Annotated in this window: 19 protein-coding genes; 11 read left to right on the forward strand and 8 right to left on the reverse strand. The window is 72.4% G+C overall.

Annotated features, from left to right (window positions below; translation table 11 throughout):
* The first annotated feature begins 133 nt into the window (after positions 1-133).
* Positions 134-793: a TVP38/TMEM64 family protein gene (locus J2S66_RS07090; RefSeq protein WP_310305275.1), complete on the forward strand. Its 660-nt coding sequence runs from the start codon at positions 134-136 to the stop codon at positions 791-793.
* Here J2S66_RS07090 and J2S66_RS07095 read toward each other — a convergent pair.
* Positions 783-1,565, reverse strand: coding sequence for an alpha/beta hydrolase (locus J2S66_RS07095; protein ID WP_310305277.1), 783 nt, complete (start codon positions 1,563-1,565; stop codon positions 783-785). The genes J2S66_RS07090 and J2S66_RS07095 overlap by 11 nt on opposite strands.
* Before the next feature lie 47 nt (positions 1,566-1,612).
* Here J2S66_RS07095 and J2S66_RS07100 point away from each other — a divergent pair, with 47 nt between their 5' ends.
* Complete coding sequence (locus J2S66_RS07100) at positions 1,613-2,950, forward strand: sensor histidine kinase (protein WP_310305280.1); 1,338 nt, start codon at positions 1,613-1,615, stop codon at positions 2,948-2,950.
* A complete protein-coding gene (locus J2S66_RS07105) occupies positions 2,947-3,633 on the forward strand; it encodes a response regulator (RefSeq protein WP_310305282.1) in 687 nt (228 codons plus the stop codon). The genes J2S66_RS07100 and J2S66_RS07105 overlap by 4 nt, the downstream gene beginning before the upstream one ends.
* Here J2S66_RS07105 and J2S66_RS07110 read toward each other — a convergent pair.
* On the reverse strand, positions 3,588-4,250 hold the full coding sequence (locus J2S66_RS07110; protein ID WP_310305285.1) for a hypothetical protein: 663 nt from the start codon (positions 4,248-4,250) through the stop codon (positions 3,588-3,590). The two genes, J2S66_RS07105 and J2S66_RS07110, sit on opposite strands and share 46 nt — an antisense overlap.
* A gap of 34 nt (positions 4,251-4,284) precedes the next feature.
* Between J2S66_RS07110 and J2S66_RS07115 the strand changes: the two genes are divergently transcribed.
* A complete protein-coding gene (locus J2S66_RS07115) occupies positions 4,285-4,914 on the forward strand; it encodes a TetR/AcrR family transcriptional regulator (protein ID WP_310305287.1) in 630 nt (209 codons plus the stop codon).
* Between the two features lie 43 nt (positions 4,915-4,957).
* Here the strand turns inward: J2S66_RS07115 and J2S66_RS07120 are convergent, their stop codons facing one another.
* From J2S66_RS07120 to J2S66_RS07130, 3 genes are read right to left on the reverse strand one after another with little or no spacing between them, the layout of a single operon-like run.
* Positions 4,958-6,166 (reverse strand): metal-dependent hydrolase family protein, encoded by a 1,209-nt coding sequence (locus J2S66_RS07120; RefSeq protein ID WP_310305289.1) that lies wholly within the window; start codon positions 6,164-6,166, stop codon positions 4,958-4,960.
* A complete protein-coding gene (locus J2S66_RS07125; RefSeq protein ID WP_310305291.1) occupies positions 6,163-6,606 on the reverse strand; it encodes a GAF domain-containing protein in 444 nt (147 codons plus the stop codon). The genes J2S66_RS07120 and J2S66_RS07125 overlap by 4 nt, the downstream gene beginning before the upstream one ends.
* Complete coding sequence (locus tag J2S66_RS07130) at positions 6,603-7,994, reverse strand: MFS transporter (RefSeq protein WP_310305295.1); 1,392 nt, start codon at positions 7,992-7,994, stop codon at positions 6,603-6,605. The genes J2S66_RS07125 and J2S66_RS07130 overlap by 4 nt, the downstream gene beginning before the upstream one ends.
* Positions 7,995-8,129: 135 nt before the next feature.
* On the opposite strand from J2S66_RS07130, the gene J2S66_RS07135 reads away from it, so the two are divergent.
* A complete protein-coding gene (locus J2S66_RS07135) occupies positions 8,130-9,020 on the forward strand; it encodes a MurR/RpiR family transcriptional regulator (protein WP_310305298.1) in 891 nt (296 codons plus the stop codon).
* A gap of 82 nt (positions 9,021-9,102) precedes the next feature.
* Here J2S66_RS07135 and J2S66_RS07140 read toward each other — a convergent pair whose 3' ends face one another.
* Complete coding sequence (locus J2S66_RS07140) at positions 9,103-10,440, reverse strand: preATP grasp domain-containing protein (protein ID WP_310305300.1); 1,338 nt, start codon at positions 10,438-10,440, stop codon at positions 9,103-9,105.
* A gap of 155 nt (positions 10,441-10,595) precedes the next feature.
* On the opposite strand from J2S66_RS07140, the gene J2S66_RS07145 reads away from it, so the two are divergent.
* The 4 genes from J2S66_RS07145 to J2S66_RS07160 all read left to right on the forward strand — a co-directional run bounded on the left by J2S66_RS07145 (position 10,596) and on the right by J2S66_RS07160 (position 14,645).
* On the forward strand, positions 10,596-11,642 hold the full coding sequence (locus J2S66_RS07145) for a 2OG-Fe dioxygenase family protein (RefSeq protein ID WP_310305302.1): 1,047 nt from the start codon (positions 10,596-10,598) through the stop codon (positions 11,640-11,642).
* Entirely contained in the window at positions 11,639-12,067 is a 429-nt protein-coding gene (locus J2S66_RS07150) for a GFA family protein (protein WP_310305305.1), read from the forward strand. Before J2S66_RS07145 ends, J2S66_RS07150 begins: the two co-directional genes overlap by 4 nt.
* 12 nt (positions 12,068-12,079) lie before the next feature.
* On the forward strand, positions 12,080-13,270 hold the full coding sequence (locus J2S66_RS07155; RefSeq protein WP_310305309.1) for a MalY/PatB family protein: 1,191 nt from the start codon (positions 12,080-12,082) through the stop codon (positions 13,268-13,270).
* Between the two features lie 100 nt (positions 13,271-13,370).
* Positions 13,371-14,645 carry an MFS transporter gene (locus tag J2S66_RS07160; RefSeq protein WP_310305311.1) on the forward strand — a complete coding sequence of 425 codons (1,275 nt, stop codon included), beginning with the start codon at positions 13,371-13,373 and terminating at the stop codon, positions 14,643-14,645.
* Between the two features lie 21 nt (positions 14,646-14,666).
* Here J2S66_RS07160 and J2S66_RS07165 read toward each other — a convergent pair whose 3' ends face one another.
* Positions 14,667-15,842 carry an HNH endonuclease signature motif containing protein gene (locus J2S66_RS07165; protein WP_310305314.1) on the reverse strand — a complete coding sequence of 392 codons (1,176 nt, stop codon included), beginning with the start codon at positions 15,840-15,842 and terminating at the stop codon, positions 14,667-14,669.
* 208 nt (positions 15,843-16,050) lie between these two features.
* Here J2S66_RS07165 and J2S66_RS07170 point away from each other — a divergent pair, with 208 nt between their 5' ends.
* Positions 16,051-16,929 (forward strand): ABC transporter ATP-binding protein, encoded by an 879-nt coding sequence (locus J2S66_RS07170; protein WP_310305316.1) that lies wholly within the window; start codon positions 16,051-16,053, stop codon positions 16,927-16,929.
* Positions 16,926-17,996, forward strand: coding sequence for an ABC transporter permease (locus J2S66_RS07175; protein ID WP_310305319.1), 1,071 nt, complete (start codon positions 16,926-16,928; stop codon positions 17,994-17,996). The genes J2S66_RS07170 and J2S66_RS07175 overlap by 4 nt, the downstream gene beginning before the upstream one ends.
* Positions 17,997-18,073: 77 nt before the next feature.
* Here the strand turns inward: J2S66_RS07175 and J2S66_RS07180 are convergent, their stop codons facing one another.
* On the reverse strand, positions 18,074-18,658 hold the full coding sequence (locus tag J2S66_RS07180; protein WP_306750952.1) for a snapalysin family zinc-dependent metalloprotease: 585 nt from the start codon (positions 18,656-18,658) through the stop codon (positions 18,074-18,076).
* Positions 18,659-18,821: the final 163 nt, after the last annotated feature.

An 18,821-nucleotide genomic window follows, 5' to 3' on the forward strand; every position in this document is an offset into this window, starting at 1 on the left:
CGGGGCGTCCGCCGGTCCGCCCGGTGAAGCTGCCGATCGACCCGCCCGTGCGGCACCCCGGGGTGGTGGCGGGCGCGGTGGCCGAGGAGCACGTCGAGGCGCTGCGCGCCCGCGTCGCGAGGGCGCCCGCCCGGTGACCCCGGGACCCACCGCGCCGCCCGGGCCGTCCCGCCGGGCCGCCGCCCTCCGCCTGGCGCTCCTGGGCGCGCTGCTCGCGCTGTTCGCGGTCGGCGTGCTCACCGGCGTCACGCCCGGCGTGGACGAGATCCGGGCGTGGGTCGAGGGCGCCGGCCCCGCCGCGCCGTTCGCGTTCGTCGCGGTGTGCGCGGCCGGATCGGTGGTCCTGGTGCCCAAGCCCGTGCTGAGCGTGCTCGGCGGCGTCCTGTTCGGACCGGTCGTCGGGGCCCTCGTGGTGGTGCCGGGCGTGACGGCGGGCGCGTGGGCGGGCTTCGCCCTCGCCCGCCGGCTCGGCGGGGACGTCGTCCACCCCACCCGCGGCCGGGTGGACGACGTGCTGCTGCGGCACGGGTTCGTCGCCGTCGTCTGCCTGCGGTTCCTGCCGGTCGTGCCGTTCGGCCTGGTCAACTACGCGGCCGGGGTGACGGGTGTGCGGGTGGTGTCGTTCGTGGCGGGCACGGCCGTCGGCGTCGTGCCGGCCACGCTCGTCTACACGACCGCGGGCGCGTCGCTCGGGGACCTGACGGTCGGCCAGTGGGCGCTGGCCGCGGCGGCCGTGGCGCTGCCCGCGCTCGTCGGGGCCGCGGTGTGGCGGCGCGGCGCGCTCAGGAGGTGAAGCGGAGCACCGCCCCGACGACCTCGGGACCGTCCAGCAGCACCCGGTCGTTGTGGTCCGCGCCGGGCACGACCACCGCCCGACCGCCCGCCGCGTCGGCCACGGCCCGGCTCTGCTCCGGTGGCACGACCGAGTCCGCGTCGCCGAGGACGACGGTGACGGGGGCCGCGGTGCGCGCCACGTGGTCGACCGTGCGGAACTCGTCCAGCAGCAGCCACCGCACCGGCAGGAACGGGTAGTGCCGCCGCCCCACCGCGGCCAGGTCCGTGAACGGCGACCGCAGCACCACCCCGGTGGGCGGGTGCTCGACGGCCAGCTCCGCCACCACCGCCGAGCCCAGGCTCTCCCCGAAGTACACCAGCGGCGCGTCGGTCGAGCCCTCCAGGAAGTCCCGCGCCGCGCGCACGTCGAGCGCCAGGCCCTCCTCGCTCGGTGATCCCGGGTTGCCGCCGAACCCCCGGTACTCCAGCAGCAGCACGGACAGCCCGCGCGCGGCCAGCGCCCGGGCCAGCGGCGCCCGCAGCGACCGGTTGCCCGCGTTGCCGGGCGCGACCAGCACGGCGGCCCGCGCGTCGGCGACCGGGAAGTGCCAGGCCGTCAGGCGCAGCCCGTCACCGGTGGTCAGCACCACCTCGTGCGCGCCGGACGGCGGCCCGCCCGCCGCGCCGGACGGCAGGAACACCAGCTTGCGCTGGAACGCGAACGCGCCACCGAGCACCACGGCCACGATGGTGACGACCGCGACCGACCAGGGCAACACCCGTCCGCGCACCCCACCATCATCGCGGAGTCACCCGTCCGGGTTGTTAGGTTGTGCGCATGGCAACCGCGACCAGCGGGGAGCCCCGGTGGTCCGAGTGGCGCCGCCCGCGCCCCACCCCCGCCCAGCAGCGCCGCGACGTCTGGCTCGCGCTGGGTGTCGCGCTCGGCGGGCTGGGCATGACGGTCCTGGTCAGCAGCATGGGCGCGTTCGCGTTCGAGTCGCCGCCGTCGCTGACCGAGCAGCTGCTGTGGAGCCTCGCGGTCACCGCTCCGCTGGTCGTCCGCCGCCGCTACCCGCTGCTGGTGCTGCTGGTGGTGGGCGCGGTGTTCATCGGCGCGCAGACCAGGCAGACCGGCGACAGCTTCGTCCCGTCCGCCGCGCTGTTCCTCGCGATCTACACCGCCGGCGCGTGGGAGCCCAACCGGGTCGTGGCGCGCTGGTCGCGCGTGGGCGTCGTCGTGGTGATGTTCGCCTGGCTCGGGTTCGCGCTGGTGAAGTTCCTCGTCGGACCGCCCCAGCCGTTCTCCTCCGCGGCCGGCCCGCTGGACCCGGTGCTGGCGTCCGTGCTGCACAGCCTCGCGTTCAACCTGGTGTACTTCGTGGGCGCCTACGCGGCCGGCGAGGTGGCGTGGGTGTCCGCGCGCCGGCAGGCCGAGCTGGAGCACCGCGCCGAGCAGCTGCGGTGGTCGCAGGAGCAGAACACGCGCGGCGCGCTGGTCGCCGAGCGCATGCGCATCGCCCGCGACCTGCACGACGTGGTGGCGCACCACGTGTCCGTGATGGGCATCCAGGCCGCCGCGGCGCGGCGCGTGCTGGACAAGGACCACGACCTGGCCCGTGACGCCCTCAAGCAGGTCGAGGAGACGGCGCGGGTGTCCATCGGCGAGCTGCGCGGCCTGCTGGGCGTGCTGCGGGCCGACCCGGAGGACGGCTCCGCGGGGGAGCGCGCCGCGCCCGACCTCGACCGGCTGCCCGAGCTGGTCGCCACCGCGCGCGCCGCCGGGCTGGAGGTCGAGCACCGCACGTTCGGCGCGGTGCGGCCGGTGCCCGACGCCGTCGCGCTCTCCGCGTACCGGGTGGTGCAGGAGGCGCTGACCAACGTGGTCAAGCACGCCCACGCGCGCCGGGTCGACGTCCGCGTCCGGTACCTCGACCGCGCGGTCGAGGTGGAGGTCACCGACGACGGCCGCGGCGGCGTCGGGCGCCCGACCGGCGGGTTCGGCCTGCTCGGCATGCGCGAGCGCGTCGCCGTGCACGGCGGTCGGCTCGAAGCCGGACCGCGGCGCGGCGCCGGGTACCTCGTCCGCGCCACCCTGCCGACCACCGACCCGACCGCCCCCGCGGAACCCGTTGCCGAGGAGCGGACCGCGGACCCCGTCGAGGAGCACGCGTGACCGCCGAACCGCCCGCCGGGCCGCTGCGCGTCGTCCTCGCCGACGACCAGGCCCTCGTCCGCGCGGGCTTCAGGGTCATCCTCGGCACGGAGGACGGCATCGAGGTCGTCGGCGAGGCCGGTGACGGCGGCGAGGCCGTCGAGCTGGTCGAGCGGCTGCGGCCGGACGTGGTGCTGATGGACGTGCAGATGCCGCGCGTGGACGGCCTGGAGGCGACCCGGCGCATCCTCGCCTCCGACAGCACGGCCAAGGTCGTCATCCTGACCACGTTCGACCGCGAGGACTACCTGTTCGAGGCGCTGCGCGCCGGCGCGAGCGGGTTCCTGCTGAAGAACGCCTCACCGGAGGACCTGGTCGAGTCGGTGCGCATCGTGGCGCGCGGCGACGCGCTGCTCTCGCCCGAGGTCACCCGCCGGGTCATCGCCCGCTTCAACACCCCCGCCGCCCCCGCGCCGGGGCACCGGCCGGCCGAGCTGACCGATCGCGAGTACGAGGTGCTGGTGGAGTTGGCGCGCGGGGCGAGCAACGCCGAGATCGCCCAGTCGCTGTACCTGGGGGAGACCACGGTGAAGACGCACGTCTCCCGGGTGCTCAACAAGCTCGGCCTGCGCGACCGCACCCACGCCGTCGTGTACGCCTACGAGCAGGGCATCGTCTCGCCGGGCCGGGCAGACACCGCCTGACCGACCCGGGCGCCCGGGCGGAGCAGGGCGACGCCGTACGCGACGAGCCAGCCGACCCACAGCAGCCAGCCGCCGAGGCCGAGCAGGCCCGGCGGACCTGGGCGGGCCACGACCAGCGGCGCGAGGGTGGCCGAGGCGAACAGCAGGGCGGCGGACAGCAGCCCGAGTGCGGCGTGCCACCGGGGGATCAGGGCGGAGCGCGCGCCGCCGACGGACAGCCCGGTGAGGGCGAGGGCCAGGAAGACGCCGTTGAGCGTGAACAGCGCGTCGTGCAGCGCGGGCAGACCCGCCGACCGGTCCGCGGACGGGAGCGCGAGGCGCAGGGCGACCACCGCCGCGAACGCGCCGTTCTGGAGGAGCAACCCGGCGAACCCGACGAGGGACCAGGCTTCGCCCCGCTCGCGCTCGGACCGCCACAGCGCCGAGACGGCGCCCGCGCCGAACAGGGTCGACAGCACCCAGGCGGTCGGGGTGAGCGCGGCGGCGAGGCCGTCGGCGTCGACGACGCGGTCGACGACGTTGGCCAGCACGATCGTGGCGGCGAACCCGAGGCAGGAGACCCCCGCGATCCGGGTGAAAACGCTGGTCGGAGGATCGCCGATATTGGGTTTACGCATCATAAAATGAATATAGCGGCAGTAAGGTGGAAGAGTGGGTGCGGAGGGTGCGGGCAAGCGTCGGTACGACTCGCTGCGGCGGGAGGAGCAGGCCCGGCGGACGCGGGCCGAGATCGCCCGCGCGGCCCGCGACGTCTTCGTGTCACGGGGGTGGGCGGCCACGACCGTGCGCGCCGTGGCGGAGGGGGCGGGGGTCTCCGTGCCCACGGTCTACGCCGCCTACGGCGACAAGGCGGGTCTGGTGCGGGCCGTCGCCGACGCGGCCGACCTGTCCGCCGACGCGGCGGGGATGGTGGACGCCCTGGAGGCGTCGGCCTCCCCGGAGGGTCAGCTGGCCGCGATGGCGGCCTACGACCGGCGGCTGTTCGAGCGCTCCGGCGACGTCATCGCGCTCGTGCGCGAGGCGGGGCGCGCCGAGCCCGAGCTGGCCGCCGCCTACGACCGGGGGCGGCGACGGGGGGACGGGACCCGCGTCCGGGTGTTCTCGTCCTGGCCCGCGGGCACCCTCCGCGACGGCCTGGACGTGGCCACCGCCGTCGACGTCTACGCGGCCGTGTGCAACATCGACGTCTACACCGTGCTGACCGCCGAGCGCGGCTGGCGACCCGACCGGGTCGAGCGGTGGTGGGGCGGGGCGCTCGCCCGCGAACTCCTGGCCCGGTGATCCCGGCGGGCGGCCCGATCGGCTGACCGGGCCGCCCCCGGGCTCACCGGTCGAGCACGACCCCGGCCTGCACGAGGTGGCGGATGCCGTCCGGCCGGGCGAGCACGCCGACGTCCTCCAGCGGGTCGCCGTCGAGGACGAGGAGGTCGGCGTGCGCGCCGACCGCCAGGGTGCCGACCTCGCCGGTCAGGCCGAGCAGCTCCGCCGCGTTGACGGTCGCCGCCCGGAGCACGTCGATCGCGTCCTGGACCTCGCGGCGCAGGCGGAACTCGTGGGCCTGGTGCCGCTGCATCCCGCCGAGCAGGTCGCTGCCGTAGACGAGCTTCACCCCGCCGCGCGCGGCCCGCTCCAGCCCCTCCAGGCCCGCCGTGAGCACCTCGTCGACCTTGCGCCAGCTCGCCTCGGACAGGCCGAACTCGCGGCCCTCCTCCTTGAGCGACCAGTAGGTGACGAGCGTCGGCACGAGGAACGCGTCGTGCGCGAGGAACAGCGCCACGCTGGCGTCGTCGAGCAGGTTGCCGTGCTCGATCGACCGCACGCCGACCTCCAGCGCCCGGTTGATCGCGCGGGCGGTGTAGGCGTGCGCGGCGACGTAGCGGTTGGCCGCCTCCGCCTCCTGCACGACCGCGCGCAACTCCTCCACCGAGTACTGGGTCGAGTCGATCCGGTCGGTCGGCGAGCTGACGCCGCCGCCGGCCATCACCTTGATGTGGTGCGCCCCCTTGCGCAGCTCGTCGCGGGCGGCGGTGCGCACCGCGTCCACGCCGTCGGCGATGCGGCCGAGCCCGGCGCAGCACTGGTTCGAGTCGTGCACGGTCGTGCCGGGGCCGCGCACGTCGCCGTGGCCGCCGGTCTGGCTCAGCGCCTTGCCGCAGAACAGCAGGCGCGGGCCGCGCAGGACGCCCTCGGCCTGCGCGAGCGACAGGCCCCAGTCGGCCCCGGAGGCGTCGCGCACGGTGGTGAACCCGCGGTCCAGCATCCGCGACATGGTGCGGGCGCTGTGCGCCGCCACGTAGGACGGCGACAGCGACGTGAGCGCACCGAGGTCGGCGGTGGACGCGGTGACGTGGACGTGCGCGTCGACGAGGCCGGGCACGACCACCGCACCGGCCGCGTCGAGCACCCGGGCGTCGGGCGCGGTCAGGTTCGGCCCCGCCTCCACGACCCGGCCGTCCTCGCAGCGCAGGTCGCCCTCGGCGTACTCGCCGGTGGCCGGGTCGAGGACCAGCGCGTCGCGCACGAGCAGGCTCACCGGGCACCCCCGACGGCCTCGCGCAGCGCCGGCACGGCGAGCGGCGCCAAGGCCTGCGCGGCGGCGACCGACCCGTCGTCGTAGGCGCCCTCCGCGTCGAGGATGTTCAGCACGCCGAGCACCCGCCCGTCCCGCTCGTCGACCACCGGCACGTTGACGATCGAGCCGCAGCCCAGGCTCTCGATCAGCTCGTGGTCGGCGAAGATCTCGCGCACCGCGGCGGCGTCGCGCCCGAAGAACGGCTCCGCGCCCTCGATGCAGCGCTCCAGCCACGCCGCGGCGACCTCGACGGTCTTCTCCCCGCCGACGGGGTAGCGGTCGGGGTGGCTGCTGTGCACGCGGCGCAGCGCCCGGCGCTCCGGCACCCAGGCCAGCACGGTGAACAGCCGCACGCCCACGCTGTCCCGCACCTTCTCCTCCAGCACGGCCAGGTCGGTCACTTCGCCATCTCCTTCGCGGTCTCGGCGGGTCCGCCCCGCTCGGTCAGGTCCTCCAGGGAGCGCCCGGCCGTGGACAGGCCGAACACCAGCACGCACACCACGCCGACCACGAGCACCGCCGTGGTCATGCCGAACACGCCCGCGAACCCGAGGCTCGCCGCGGTCAGGCCGATGATGGTGGGCGCGAGGATGCTGCCCACCCGGCCGAACGCGCTGGACAGGCCGGTGCCGGTGGCCCTGATCCAGGTCGGGAACACCTCGGGCGTGTAGGAGTAGACGCCCGCGTAGGTGCCGTTGAGGAAGAACGAGAGCACCGCGCCCGCCACCGTGATGGTCAGCGGGGTCTCCATCTGGGACAGCCAGAACGCGCTGATCGCCGAGCCCGTCAGGTAGATCGCGATGGTGTTCTTGCGGTCCAGCTTCTCCGACAGCCACGCGGCGGAGAAGTAGCCGGGGATCTGCGCCAGGTAGATGATGATCGAGAACTCGAAGCTCTTGGTCACCGTGATGCCCTGCTGGATCAGCAGCGTGGGGATCCAGGAGAAGAAGCCGTAGTACGAGAACGTGATGACGAACCACACCAGCCAGATCACGGCGGTGCGCTTGGCCATCGCGGGGCTCCACATGAACTTCAGCGCGCGGCCGAGCGTGACCTTCGGCGTCTCGGTGACCGGCCGCGCCGTCGTCTCGGGGACGGGCGGCAGCGCCTCGCCGGTGGCCTTCTCGACCCGGCGCTCCAGGTCGACGACGACCCGCTCCGCCTCGGCGTGGCGGCCCTGCTGGAGCAGGAACCTCGGCGACTCGGGCAGGGAGCGCCGCCACCACAGCAGCATCACGATCGGCAGCGCGGTGATCAGCTGCGCGATGCGCCAGCCGTCCTCGGAGACCGGCACGACGAACCGGCCGATCAGGGCCGCCATCACGAAGCCGAAGGAGAAGAACCCGGCCAGCGCGCCGACGAACCAGCCGCGCCGCTTGGCGGGGACGAACTCGGACAGGAACGGCGCGATGATGGCGCTCTCCGCACCGGCGCCGGCGCCGGCCAGCACGCGGGCCACGAGGAACGTCTCGTAGTTGGGGGAGAAGGCCGCCACGACCGAGAAGACGGCGTAGAAGGCCAGCGCGTACATCATGACCTTCTTGCGGCCGATGCGGTCGCCGAGCAGGCCCGCGATGGCCGCGCCGAACAGGAAGCCGAACGGGGTGGCGGACCCGATGAGGCCGAGTTGGCCGTTGTCCAGTCCCCAGACCTGCTGGGCGCTGGGCAGGAGGAAGGCGACGACGGCCGAGTCCATGCCGTCGAAGGTGTAGCCGAGCCCGCCGATCAGCAGGAGGCCGTAGTGCGGACGGCTCAGCGGGAGCCTGTCCAAGCGAGCCAACAGGGTCATGGAGCGCCCTTCGGGGTCGTGACCAGCGGGTGGATGCCGTGCAACGTATAGTTCAGATTCGGAGAAGCGCAATAGATGTTGCATCTTTGACGTCTCGCGACCGCGTACCGTGTCCGCCGTGCTGGGAGGGGCGAGATGACGGACCGTGCTGCCGCCGACGGCTTCGAGGAGTGGCTGCGCGGACGCGTGCCCGAACGCGGCCTGCGACCCAAGGCCGCCGCGCTGCTGGAGGTGCTGCTGTCGCAGCCCAGGCGGGCGTCGTTCGGCTCGACCGCCGAACTGGCGCAGCTCGCCGGGGTGAACGTGGCGACGGTGACGCGCACCGCGCAGGCCCTCGGCTTCGCCGGCTGGCCCGCGCTCCAGCAGGAGCTGCGCGCCCGGTACCTGTCCTCCCTGAGCGCGCCCCAGGTGGCCGCCGAGCACCACGGCGTCGGCTCGCCCGGGTCGGCGTCGGTGCGCCGCGACCTCGACGGGCTCGCCCTGCTGCACCGGCGGCTCGACGAGGGCGTGGTCGTCACCATCGCGCACGCCGTGGCGAAAGCCCGGCGCACCGTGGTGATCGCCTCGGGCAGCTACGCGGCGGTGGGCATCGCGTTCGCGCACAACGCGCGGCTGGCCGGGTACGACGTGGTGGCGGTGTCCGCGAACGACGCCGACCTGGCCAACGCGGTCGCGTTCACCGGCCCCGACGACGTGCTGATCGCGATCAGCTTCTGGCGGCTGTACGAGAGCACTGTCCTCGCGGCCAACGAGGCCCGCTCGCGCGGCGCGCGGGTGTTCGCGGTGACCGACGCGGCCAGTCCCGCCCTCGCCGCGGCGGCCGAGGCGATGCTGATGGTGCCCGCCGAAGGCGTCGCGTTCTTCCCGTCCCTGACCGCGGGCATGGCCGTCGCGCAGGCCGTGGTCGCCCAACTGGCCGCCGTGGACCCCGCCCGCACCGCCGCGTCCATCGAGGCGGCCGAGGCGATGTGGGCCAAGTTCGGCCTCCTGCACCGCCGGCCGAGCCAGTCGCCGAACGCCCAGTAGGGACTTCGTCGGGTGCGCACGCCCGCACGGGCTTCAGGCGTGCGGCGCGGCCGACGCGGCCCGACGAAGTCCCACCGGTCGCTCAGAGCTCGTCCAGGAGCCTCCTGAGCTGCTCCTCGCTGCGGGACGTCTCGTCCCACCCGCGGCCGACCACCACGTACTCGACCGTGCCCGTGTCCTCGGTGGTGTCGTTGTAGATGATCACGCCGCGGTCCGATCCCCGCGTGAACAGCAGCCCGTGGTCGTCCAGGACCTTCGTGAGGACGTCGCACGCGGGCGCGGGCACGTCGATCTGCGAGGTGAGGACGTGGTGGTCGAGGTAGTCCTCACCCAGCAGCCGCCGCCCGATGGTGTCGATGCCGGTCGTGCCGCCGACCCGCCCGTTGAACTCGTTGAACAGCAGTTCGCCCGACGTGGTGACGATCGCGTCGATGTTCATCGGCCCGTGGTAGCCGAGCTGCTGCGCGAGGATCGCGACCTGCTGCATGTACGCGCCCAGGTGCGCGTGCAGCCTGGGCGTGAGGTCCTGCGGCGGGTAGGTGCTGCCCTTCCACGTCTCCGCCATGCGCAGGTCGCTGTAGCTCATCAGCGTCGGGGCGCCGGTCTGCGGCACGAACACGTCGGCGGACAGCTCGCGGACCGACTCGTGGTAGACCTCGACGACGTTGTGCGCGGGACCGGCGCCGGCCGGCAGGTCGGGCAGGTCCGTGAGGCCGAACGGCCCGAGCGCCGCCGCCACCGCCTCGCGGTCCGTCGCGGCCAGGTGCACCACGTAGTGGGCGCCGGCCTCCTTGCCCCCCTCGACCGTGGTCAGCAGGATGTTGCCGTCCCCGCCGGCGTTCACGTCCTGCTTGACGATGACGGCCCCGGTGCGGGCGAGCAGTTCCGACACGCAGTCGACCAGCTCGGGGCCGCGATCCACCACGCGCCCCTCCGCGACCGGGATTCCGAAGGCCGTCGCCATCGACCGGAAGACCGACTTGGAGTTGACGAGTTCCGCGGTCCCCTGCGCGAAGCGCACGGACTCCTCCGCGCCGATGCCGAGCAGGCGCTCCCAACCGGCGATGTCCCGGTCGTGGATGTAGCACTCCAGGCGCCACGGTTCCGCGGCGCCGCTCCCGGCCATGAGGCGGCGCAGGTCCTCGACCAGCTGGGGGCGCCCACCGGAATACCACCCGTCACCGGGGTAGTCGCGCAAGGAGAGCACGGTGGGAGGCGACGCGAGGCCGAGCAGCCCGGCGACGTACGACAGCCACGCGTCACTGACCCTGCCCGGGATGATCGCGACGTCGCCCTCGTCCATCGACCACAGCATCCGGTTGGCGAGGAAGCGGTAGGAGTCCTTCGCGTCATCCGGGACGTCATCCCACCGGGCCGCCATCGCACGGCTGGTCGAATTGGCGAACATCAACTTTGGCAACGGTCGTTCTCCCTGTTCGGAGTGGCGATCGGCATTCCGGATGAAGTGCCGGGCCGCGGCGTTGAATTCGACGGCGTGTGTCCGCCCGATCCTCGGCGAGGCCCGACCCGCACGCACATGTTTCCGCGACTTCCCAGAGGCTGTCTTCTTCCAGGGTGCTCTCGTGGAACCCGGTGAGGGCAGCTTGGAAGAAGCGCCCGCCGGTCGCTCCTGCCAAGTTGGTTACGTCGCAGGGCGCTTGCCGGCGAGGGCCGTTCGCGGGGAGTGTGAAGGTCGTGGAATACGATTCCGTCATGTCCGACGTCATGGATGTCAGAGCCGAGTACATCCATGCCCGATGGACGTTCGTCGACGGGGCGAGAATGGTTTCGCTGCTGAGCTCCCTCGGCGCGACGGACGAGGATTTCGAGCGGCTGAAGCTGGTGAGCGACCGGTTGGAAACGGACCCCACGCTGCCTTTCCGCAGGAGCAGGAACGGGCGGATCTGCCTGGACGCGCAGACGCGGCGCGGATACCGGCTGGAATCACAGCCCTTCATCCTCTCCCGCAAGGAGGACTTCGTCCGGCACGACTCGGAGACGCTGCGCAGGTTCGACGAGGTGCAGGACGACCTGCAGTCGAACACCGCGCTGCAGGCGATGCTCATCTTCAAGTTCCTGGTCATCCACGGCGTGGACATAGCGCGGCGGCCGCACCTGGACTACGGGCGCGCCGAGTGGATCTGCACCCTGTTCAACCTCAGGACCCTCACGACCCCGGACCTGCTGGGCGAACCGGCGCTGGAGGGCGTGCACTCCGACGGGGTGGACCACACGATGACCACGTTCCTCTCCTCGCGCAACATGACCGCCGACAGCGCGGAGACCATCCTCCACGACATGAGCGAGGTCAACGGCCGGCGGTGGCACGAGACGAATCCCGAATTGGTCAAGGGAAGGGCGCGGCACCGCGACTTCCTGGACACCTTGATGGTCGTCGACCACGAGTACAAGCACAGCGTCTCGCCGGTCTACCCGATCGACGACGCGGAGTCGGCCGTCCGGGACATGCTCATCTTCTTCACCAGGAAGCCCGCCGTGGAGGGACACGTTTCCTTCCGGTACGACTCGACCACCCCGCACCGGACCCTGCCCATGTCGTTCGACATTCCCGCGGTCCCACCCCGGATCGGCACCGACGGACTGATCGGAGTGACACAGTGACGCACGACGCGCCCTCACCCGCCGAGACCGTCGAGCGCGTGTGGTACGACGGCAGCTGCCACTGCGGAGGGGTGAAGTTCTCCGCGGCGGCCAGCCGGAACCTGACCATCACGCTGTGCAATTGCGGCATCTGCTACCGGCACGGCCACCAGGAACTCATGGTCCCGGAGGAGCGGTTCACGCTGCACGAGGGACAGCAGTTCCTCAAGCCCTACCGGTTCGGTGACCGCGTGGCGGACCACACCTTCTGCGCGGTCTGCGGTGTCCTGCCGTTCTACCGCCCCCGGTCGCACCCGACCGGTTACTTCAGCGTCAACGCGCGCTGCCTCGACCTCGGTCCCGCGGAGCACATCGAGTTCGTGGAATTCGACGGTCAGAACTGGGAGGCGAGCATCGCCGCCGGGAAACACGTGCTGACGGAGTAGGTGACATTCCAGGTGTGGAGAGGTTCCGACGGCATCACGGTCGATTCGCTGCGCGAGCGCGGTGGGCTCAAGTGGGACACGGCCGGGCCGGGCAGGCTGGCGGCGTGCGTCGCCGAAATGGACTTCGGGACCGCTCCCGAGGTCGCGGAGGCGTTGCACGACGCGGTGAACCGGAACCAGGTCGGTTACCTGACGCCCCGGCTGGCGGCGCGGCTGGCCGAGGCGTGCGCGGCCTGGCAGCACGACAGGTACGGGTGGGACGTGTCACCGGCGGACGTGCGGCCGTTGCCGGACGTCATCCGCGCCCTGCACATCGCCGTCGAGTGCTTCTCCCGACCCGGCTCCGCCGTCATCGTGCCGGTGCCCGCGTACACACCCTTCCTGGTCGTGCCCCGCCTGCTCGGTCGGCGCGTCATCCAGATCGGGATGGTCGAGTCCGGGGGGCACTACGGCTACGACCTGGACGCGCTCGACCGCGCCTTCGCGGCGGGCGGGAACCTGCTCGTCCTCTGCAACCCCCACAACCCCCTCGGCGCGGTCGCGGAGCGCGGCGAACTGCTGGCCATCGCCGAGGTCGTCGAACGCCACCGCGGCCGGGTGTTCTCCGACGAGGTCCACGCGCCCCTCGTCTACCGGGGGCACCGCCACGTCCCGTACGCGACCACCTGCGACGCGGCGGCGGGGCACGCGATCACGGCCACGTCGACGTCGAAGGCGTGGAACGTGGCGGGCCTGAAGTGCGCCCAACTGCTGACCGGCAACGATGCCGACCGGAAGCGGTGGGGCGAACTCGGGCGACTGCACACCGACGGCACCGCCACACTGGGCGTCCTGGCCGCCACGACCGCGTACCTGACCGGCGGCCCGTGGCTCGACGCGGTGCTCGCTCAGCTCGACCGGAATCGCCACCTGCTGGCCGAGCTGCTCGACTCGCACCTGCCGAAGGTCCGCTACACCCCGCCCGAAGGCACCTACCTCGGCTGGCTCGACCTCCGCGACCACCCGCGGTCCGCGGACATCGTCGAACGCGCGCAGGTGACCGTGCTGGACGGCGCCGAGTTCGGCCCGCCCGGCGTGGGTTTCCTCAGGCTCAACTTCGCCACGACCCCCGCTATCCTCGCCGAAATCGTGCAACGGCTGGCACACGCGGCCGGGGCGGCGGACCCGGTCCGGTCGCCGGCTCACGGGAAGCCAGTCCACTGAGGATCAGTCGATCCCGGTCGCGTGGTCGACCGGTCACCCCAGGAGGCGAAGTCGTGATGAGCGCCGTAGTGCCCGAGCCGGCGCAGGTGGTGGACGCGTCATGACCGTGGACGTGCAGGGGCGCGACCGGCGAGCCGACGACTTGCTCCGCTCCCACCGGGGTTTCCGCCTGCTGTTCGCCGCCGATGCGATCAGCCGCACCGGTAGCCAGGTCACGCTCGTCGCGCTGCCGCTGGTCGCGGTGCTCGTGCTGCACGCCTCCGCCCAGCAGGTGGGACTCCTGGTGGCGTCGAGCACGATCGCCTTCCTCGTCGTCGCGCTGCCCGCCGGGGTCTGGGTGGACCGGCTACCGCAGCGGCCGGTGATGGTGGCCGCCGAGCTGATCCGCGCGCTGGCGCTCGCGTCGGTGCCGGTGACAGCGCTGTTCGGGGTGCTCAGCCTCGTGCAGCTGTACGTGGTCGCCCTGGTGATCGGTTTCGGCAACGTCTTCTTCGACGTGGCCCAGCAGAGCTACGTCTCGCGCCTGCTGGGGAAGGACCGCTTGCAGGCCGCCTTCAGCAAGCTGGAGGTGACGGGGAACGGGAGCCTGCTGGTCGGGTCGTCCGCGGGAGGGGTGCTGGTCCAACTGATCACCTCCTCGGGCGCGGTGGCGTTCAACGCGGCCTGCCACCTGGTTTCCGCCGGGCTGCTCGGCAGGATCCGACCGCGCGAACCGGAGGTCCTGCGGCTCGGTGAGCGGCCCCGACTGCGCCGGGAGATCACCACCGGGATGCGTTACGTCATGGGCCAGCCGATCCTCCGGCGCGTCGTGGTCCACGGCATGATCGCCTTGTTGTTCGAGTACGCGCTGCTCACCGTCCAGCCGCTGCTGCTGGTGGGCACGCTCGGCCTGCAACCCGCGGTCTACGGCCTGGTGACCGCGGCCGTCGCGGTCGGCGGGGTCGTCGGGAGCGTGCTCGCCAACCGCGTCATCTCGAAGCTCGGGATAGCCCGCACGCTGTGGCTGCCGTTCGTCGTGACGTTCCCGCTGCTCCTGGTCATGCCGCTGGTGGGCGGTGGTTGGCTGGTGGCGCTCTACCCCCTCGGCTACGCCGCCTACATCGGTGGCAGCGCCGTCCAGAACGTCGCGCAGCTCACCTACCGCCAAGCCATCTGCCCGCCCGAATTGCACGGCCGGATGAACTCCACCATGCGGTTCCTGATGTGGGGCATGATGCCGGTCGGCGGGTTGCTCGGGGGCTTTCTGGCCCAGGCCGTCGGAGACCGCAACGCCCTCTGGGTGTGCGTCGTCGGGATGCTGGCCAGCGTCCTGCCCATGCTCGGGAAATCGGTTTTCCAGCTGCCCAGGGATGCGGGCATCGACCAGGGACGATGAGGTCCTGCTGGACGAACAGGGTCAGGCGGCCACGGGTGTGGGTGGTCGGTGGAGGAGGTTTTGGCGTGGCCTCTGTGCGGGGTCGATGTGTCGGGGTGGGATGAAGGTCGGTGTTCCGCCGGTGGTGGTGATGTGCCACTGCGAGTGGTGGATGAGGCTGTGGTGGGTGCGGCAGAGCAGGACGAGGTTGTGCAGGTCGGTGGTGCCGCCGTCGGCCCAGTGTCGTACGTGGTGGGCGTCGCACCACTTGGGTGGTCGGTGACAGCCGGGGAAGGCGCAGCCCCGGTCGCGGGCGTGCAGCGCCCGGCGTTGGGCGACGCTCACGGTTCGTTTGGCGCGTCCCAGGTCGAGTACTTCGGAGTCGCCGCCCAGTACCACGGGGACGATTTTGGCGTCGCAGGCGATGCGGCGGGCTTGGGCCGCGCTGAGGTGCCGGTCGCCGTCCAACAAGGCGTGCCCGACGCCCCGGCGGAGGGTGTCGTGCTCGATGGTGACGCTGATGTGCGGTCGCTCTCCGGCCTCTGACGGCAGGTCGGTGGAGCGTGAGGCGAGGTGGATCAGGTCGGCGAACGCCTCGCCCCTGCGTCGTGCCGCGTCGCGGGGGCCGTCCGGGCGTGGTGTGGAGAGTGGTTCGAGCAGTGCGGTGAACCGCGCCCCGCTCTCGGCGGACAGTTCTCCGAAGAATTCGAGTCGTCCGCCGGGCAGGTCGCGCAGGTGCAGTGTGTCACCGGGATCGGCGGCGGGTTCGTCCACCTCGTCCGCCCGGTCCTGTTCGACGCGGTCGCGAATCCGGTCGGCGAGTTGCCGCACCGCTTTCGGTTCCACCGATCGCGCCGCCTCGACGAGGATTTCCTCCGACCCGTCCGGAAGGTGCAACGAGATGGCCCGAGCCAATTCGGTGAGGTGCCCGTCGGAGAGTTCCTCCAACACCGCACCCGTCACGGGGTGCAGGGGTGGGAGTGGTTGGCCGGTGGGGCTGGTGGAGGGCAGGAACAGGGTCACCTGCGCCGTCCACCGCTTCACCTCCCGCGGGTCGGCGCGCACCAGACGCCGGTAGGTGTCGGTGTCGAGCCCGCGCCGCAGCACCTCGGCCAGCAACCGCAACCGCCGCAGGTGCAGTGCGCGCAGCACGGCCTCGGTCTCGGCGATGGCGGCGAACACACCATCGTCGGAGAGCAGTGCGGGCGACACGTCCATGAATTCAGGCTATTCGAACACCTGTGCCCATTTCATCACTTGATCAGGTGAAACAGCACGACCGCCCACCGCTTGTCGGTCGGAGGACCCTGGGACTCGTCGAGTCGGCCGTCCTCCCCGGGACGACCAGGACATCCTCGCGGAGGATCACCCGGGTGGGTCTTGCGGAGGACGCGATCGGGTGACATGACCGCATAGCGTGATCAGCGTGTTGACAGTGACTGCGATCAGCCGGAGCTTCGGGGACCACCAGGTGCTCCACGACGTCTCCTTCGACGTGAAACCAGGCCGGATGACCGGGTTCCTCGGTGCGAACGGCTCCGGCAAGACCACCACCATGCGGATCGTGCTGGGCGTCCTCGGCGCGCACGGCGGCGAGGTGCGCTGGCGCGGTGAGCGGATCACGGCCGCCAACCGACCCCAGTTCGGGTACATGCCCGAGGAGCGGGGGCTGTACCCGAAGATGGCGATCGGCGAGCAGGTCGGCTGGCTCGGCCGCCTGCACGGCCTGGACCGCGCCACCGCGCGGGCCAACACCGACCGGCTGTTGGACCAGCTCGGCCTGGCCGAGCGGTCCGGCGACCTGCTCGAAGCGCTGTCGCTGGGCAACCAGCAGCGCGTGCAGATCGCCGCCGCCCTCGTGCACGACCCCGAGGTGCTGGTGCTGGACGAGCCGTTCTCCGGCCTGGACCCGCTGGCCGTGGAGGTCGTGCTGGACGTGCTGCGCGCCCGCGCGGCGCGCGGTGCGCCGGTGCTGTTCTCCAGCCACCAGCTCGCGCTCGTCGAGCAGCTCTGCGACGACGTCGTGATCATCTCCAAGGGCCGGGTCACCGCCGCCGGCAGCCGCGACGAGCTGCGCGCCCGCTACGGCGCCCGCCGCTTCGAGGTGGTCGTCGACACCGACGCGGGCTGGCTGCGCGACGTGCCCGGCGTCCGCGTCGTCGACCTCGACGGCCCGCGCGCCGTCTTCGAGCTGGACACCGCGGACGACCAGGACGTGCTGCGCGCCGCCCTGGACCGCGGCGCCGTGCGCAGCTTCACCCCGGTCGTACCCACGCTCGACGAGATCTTCAAGGAGGCGGCGTGAGCATCCCGTTCACCGCGGCGGCCCGGCTGGTCGCCGAACGCGAGGTCAAGGTCCTGGTCCGCACGAAGGGCTTCTGGATCGGGTTCGCCGTCGTCGTGCTCGGCCTGTTCGCCCTCACCGTGCTGCCGAAGCTGTTCGACACCCCCGACTCGGTCGCCGCGGTCGGCGGCGACACCGCGAAGGTGCTGACCGCCGCCGGCTTCGAGGTGCGCGAGGTGGCCGACCGGGCGGAAGCCGAGGAGCTGGTGCGCGCCGACGAGGTCGAGGCGGCCGTCGTGCCCGACGGGTCGTCCGACGGCGTGCGGGTGGTCGCCCTGACCGAACCGCCGACCGACGTGCTCACCGCCCTGGTCACCACACCGCCGGTGGACCTGCTCGAACCGGCCGACGTCTCGCCCGGCGAGCGCCAGTTGGTGATCATGGTCTTCGCCCTGGTGTTCCTCATGTTCGGCATGGGCGGGGCGGCCATCGCGCAGAGCACGGTGACCGAGAAGCAGACCCGCATCGTCGAGATCCTGGTGTCCACGATCCCGGTGCGCGCCATGCTGGCGGGCAAGATCGCCGGGCACGCGCTGCTCACCGTGGGCCAGGTGGTGGTGCTCGCGCTGGTCACGCCCATCGCGCTGCGCATCGGGGGCCAGGCCGAACTGCTCGCCGTCGTGGCGCCCGCCCTGGGGTGGTTCGTCCCCTTCATGGTGTTCGGGTTCGTGCTGCTGGCCTCGGTGTGGGCCGTCGCCGGGTCCCTGGTCAGCCGCCAGGAGGACCTGGGCTCCAGCATGGGCCTGGTCGTGATGCTGGTGATGATGCCGTACTTCGGCGTGATGTTCTTCTCCGACAACCCGACCGTGCTGGGCGTGCTGTCGTACGTGCCGTTCTCGTCGGCGGTCGCCATGCCGGTCCGCGTGTTCACCGGCTCGGCCGCGGTGTGGGAGGGCCTGCTGTCGCTGGGCGTGCTGGCCGCGTCCGTGGTCGGGGTCGTGCTGCTGGCCTCGCGCCTGTACGAGGGGTCCCTCATGCGCACCGGCGGCAAGGTGTCGCTGGCGAAGGCGTGGGCCAAGGCCGACTGACGGGGAGAAGCCGGGGGGAGTGGTCGGGGGAGTGCCCGCGGGGCGGTGTGGTGCCACCGCCCCGCGGGTGCCGGTCGTCAGTACACGAAGCACTCCACGGCAGAGGCCGAGTAGCCCGCGGTCCGGACGTCCGACAGGGCGGCCGACCCGGCGAAGCGGCGGTCGACCTCGGCGCGCTCGGCGGCGTTCGGCAGGTCGTTCTTGCACGCGATGGGCGCGCTGGAACCGGACATCAGGTCGGCGCACAGGCCCGTCCGCCGGTCCGGCAGGCCGAGGATGTGGCCGATCTCGTGGGTGGAGATGCGGGGCCGGTAGTAGCCCTGCTGGACCGCCTGACGTCCCATGTAGACGGTGCCGTTGCCGAGCGACGTCACGTAGGCGCGGGGCCAGCCGTTGTCCGCCAGGATGCGGATGTTGACCGTCGAACCGGTCGTCCGCTTGACCAGCCGGACGTTGGTGACGGACTTGTTCCAGTTCGCGGCGGCGGTGTCCCAGTCCGCCGCGAACTCCTGGGCCTGGCTGGTGTCGTAGTACAGGGTGCGCGCCAGCACCTGCACGTCGTCGGCCACCGGGGCGGCCGAGGCGGGCCCGGCCACCGCGACCAGCGGTGACAGCAGACCCAGCACGAGCACTGCGACACGCGCGACCTTGCGCACGAGCATGATGTTCTCCTTGGGGGCAGGGAAGTCCGGGGAGCCGATGACAGGGGAGGCTCCCGCGCTACCCAAACAACCAGTCCCCGGTGGTGGCCGGGAAGCCCCCGAAGGTAGGGTCCGCGCCCGCCCGGCGGGTTCGCGGCCGTGCCGCCGCTGCCGTCCGGGGGTG

It is taken from the genome of Saccharothrix longispora (assembly GCF_031455225.1).
GTDB classification, from domain to species: domain Bacteria; phylum Actinomycetota; class Actinomycetes; order Mycobacteriales; family Pseudonocardiaceae; genus Actinosynnema; species Actinosynnema longispora.

Coding starts and splice junctions, on each gene's coding strand:
- J2S66_RS07100 (WP_310305280.1), top strand. CDS start 1,613: ATGGCAACCGCGACCAGCGGGGAGCCCCGGTGGTCCGAGTGGCGCCGC.
- J2S66_RS07110 (WP_310305285.1), bottom strand. CDS start 4,250: ATGCGTAAACCCAATATCGGCGATCCTCCGACCAGCGTTTTCACCCGG.
- J2S66_RS07130 (WP_310305295.1), bottom strand. CDS start 7,994: ATGACCCTGTTGGCTCGCTTGGACAGGCTCCCGCTGAGCCGTCCGCAC.
- J2S66_RS07135 (WP_310305298.1), top strand. CDS start 8,130: ATGACGGACCGTGCTGCCGCCGACGGCTTCGAGGAGTGGCTGCGCGGA.
- J2S66_RS07160 (WP_310305311.1), top strand. CDS start 13,371: ATGACCGTGGACGTGCAGGGGCGCGACCGGCGAGCCGACGACTTGCTC.
- J2S66_RS07165 (WP_310305314.1), bottom strand. CDS start 15,842: ATGGACGTGTCGCCCGCACTGCTCTCCGACGATGGTGTGTTCGCCGCC.
- J2S66_RS07180 (WP_306750952.1), bottom strand. CDS start 18,658: ATGCTCGTGCGCAAGGTCGCGCGTGTCGCAGTGCTCGTGCTGGGTCTG.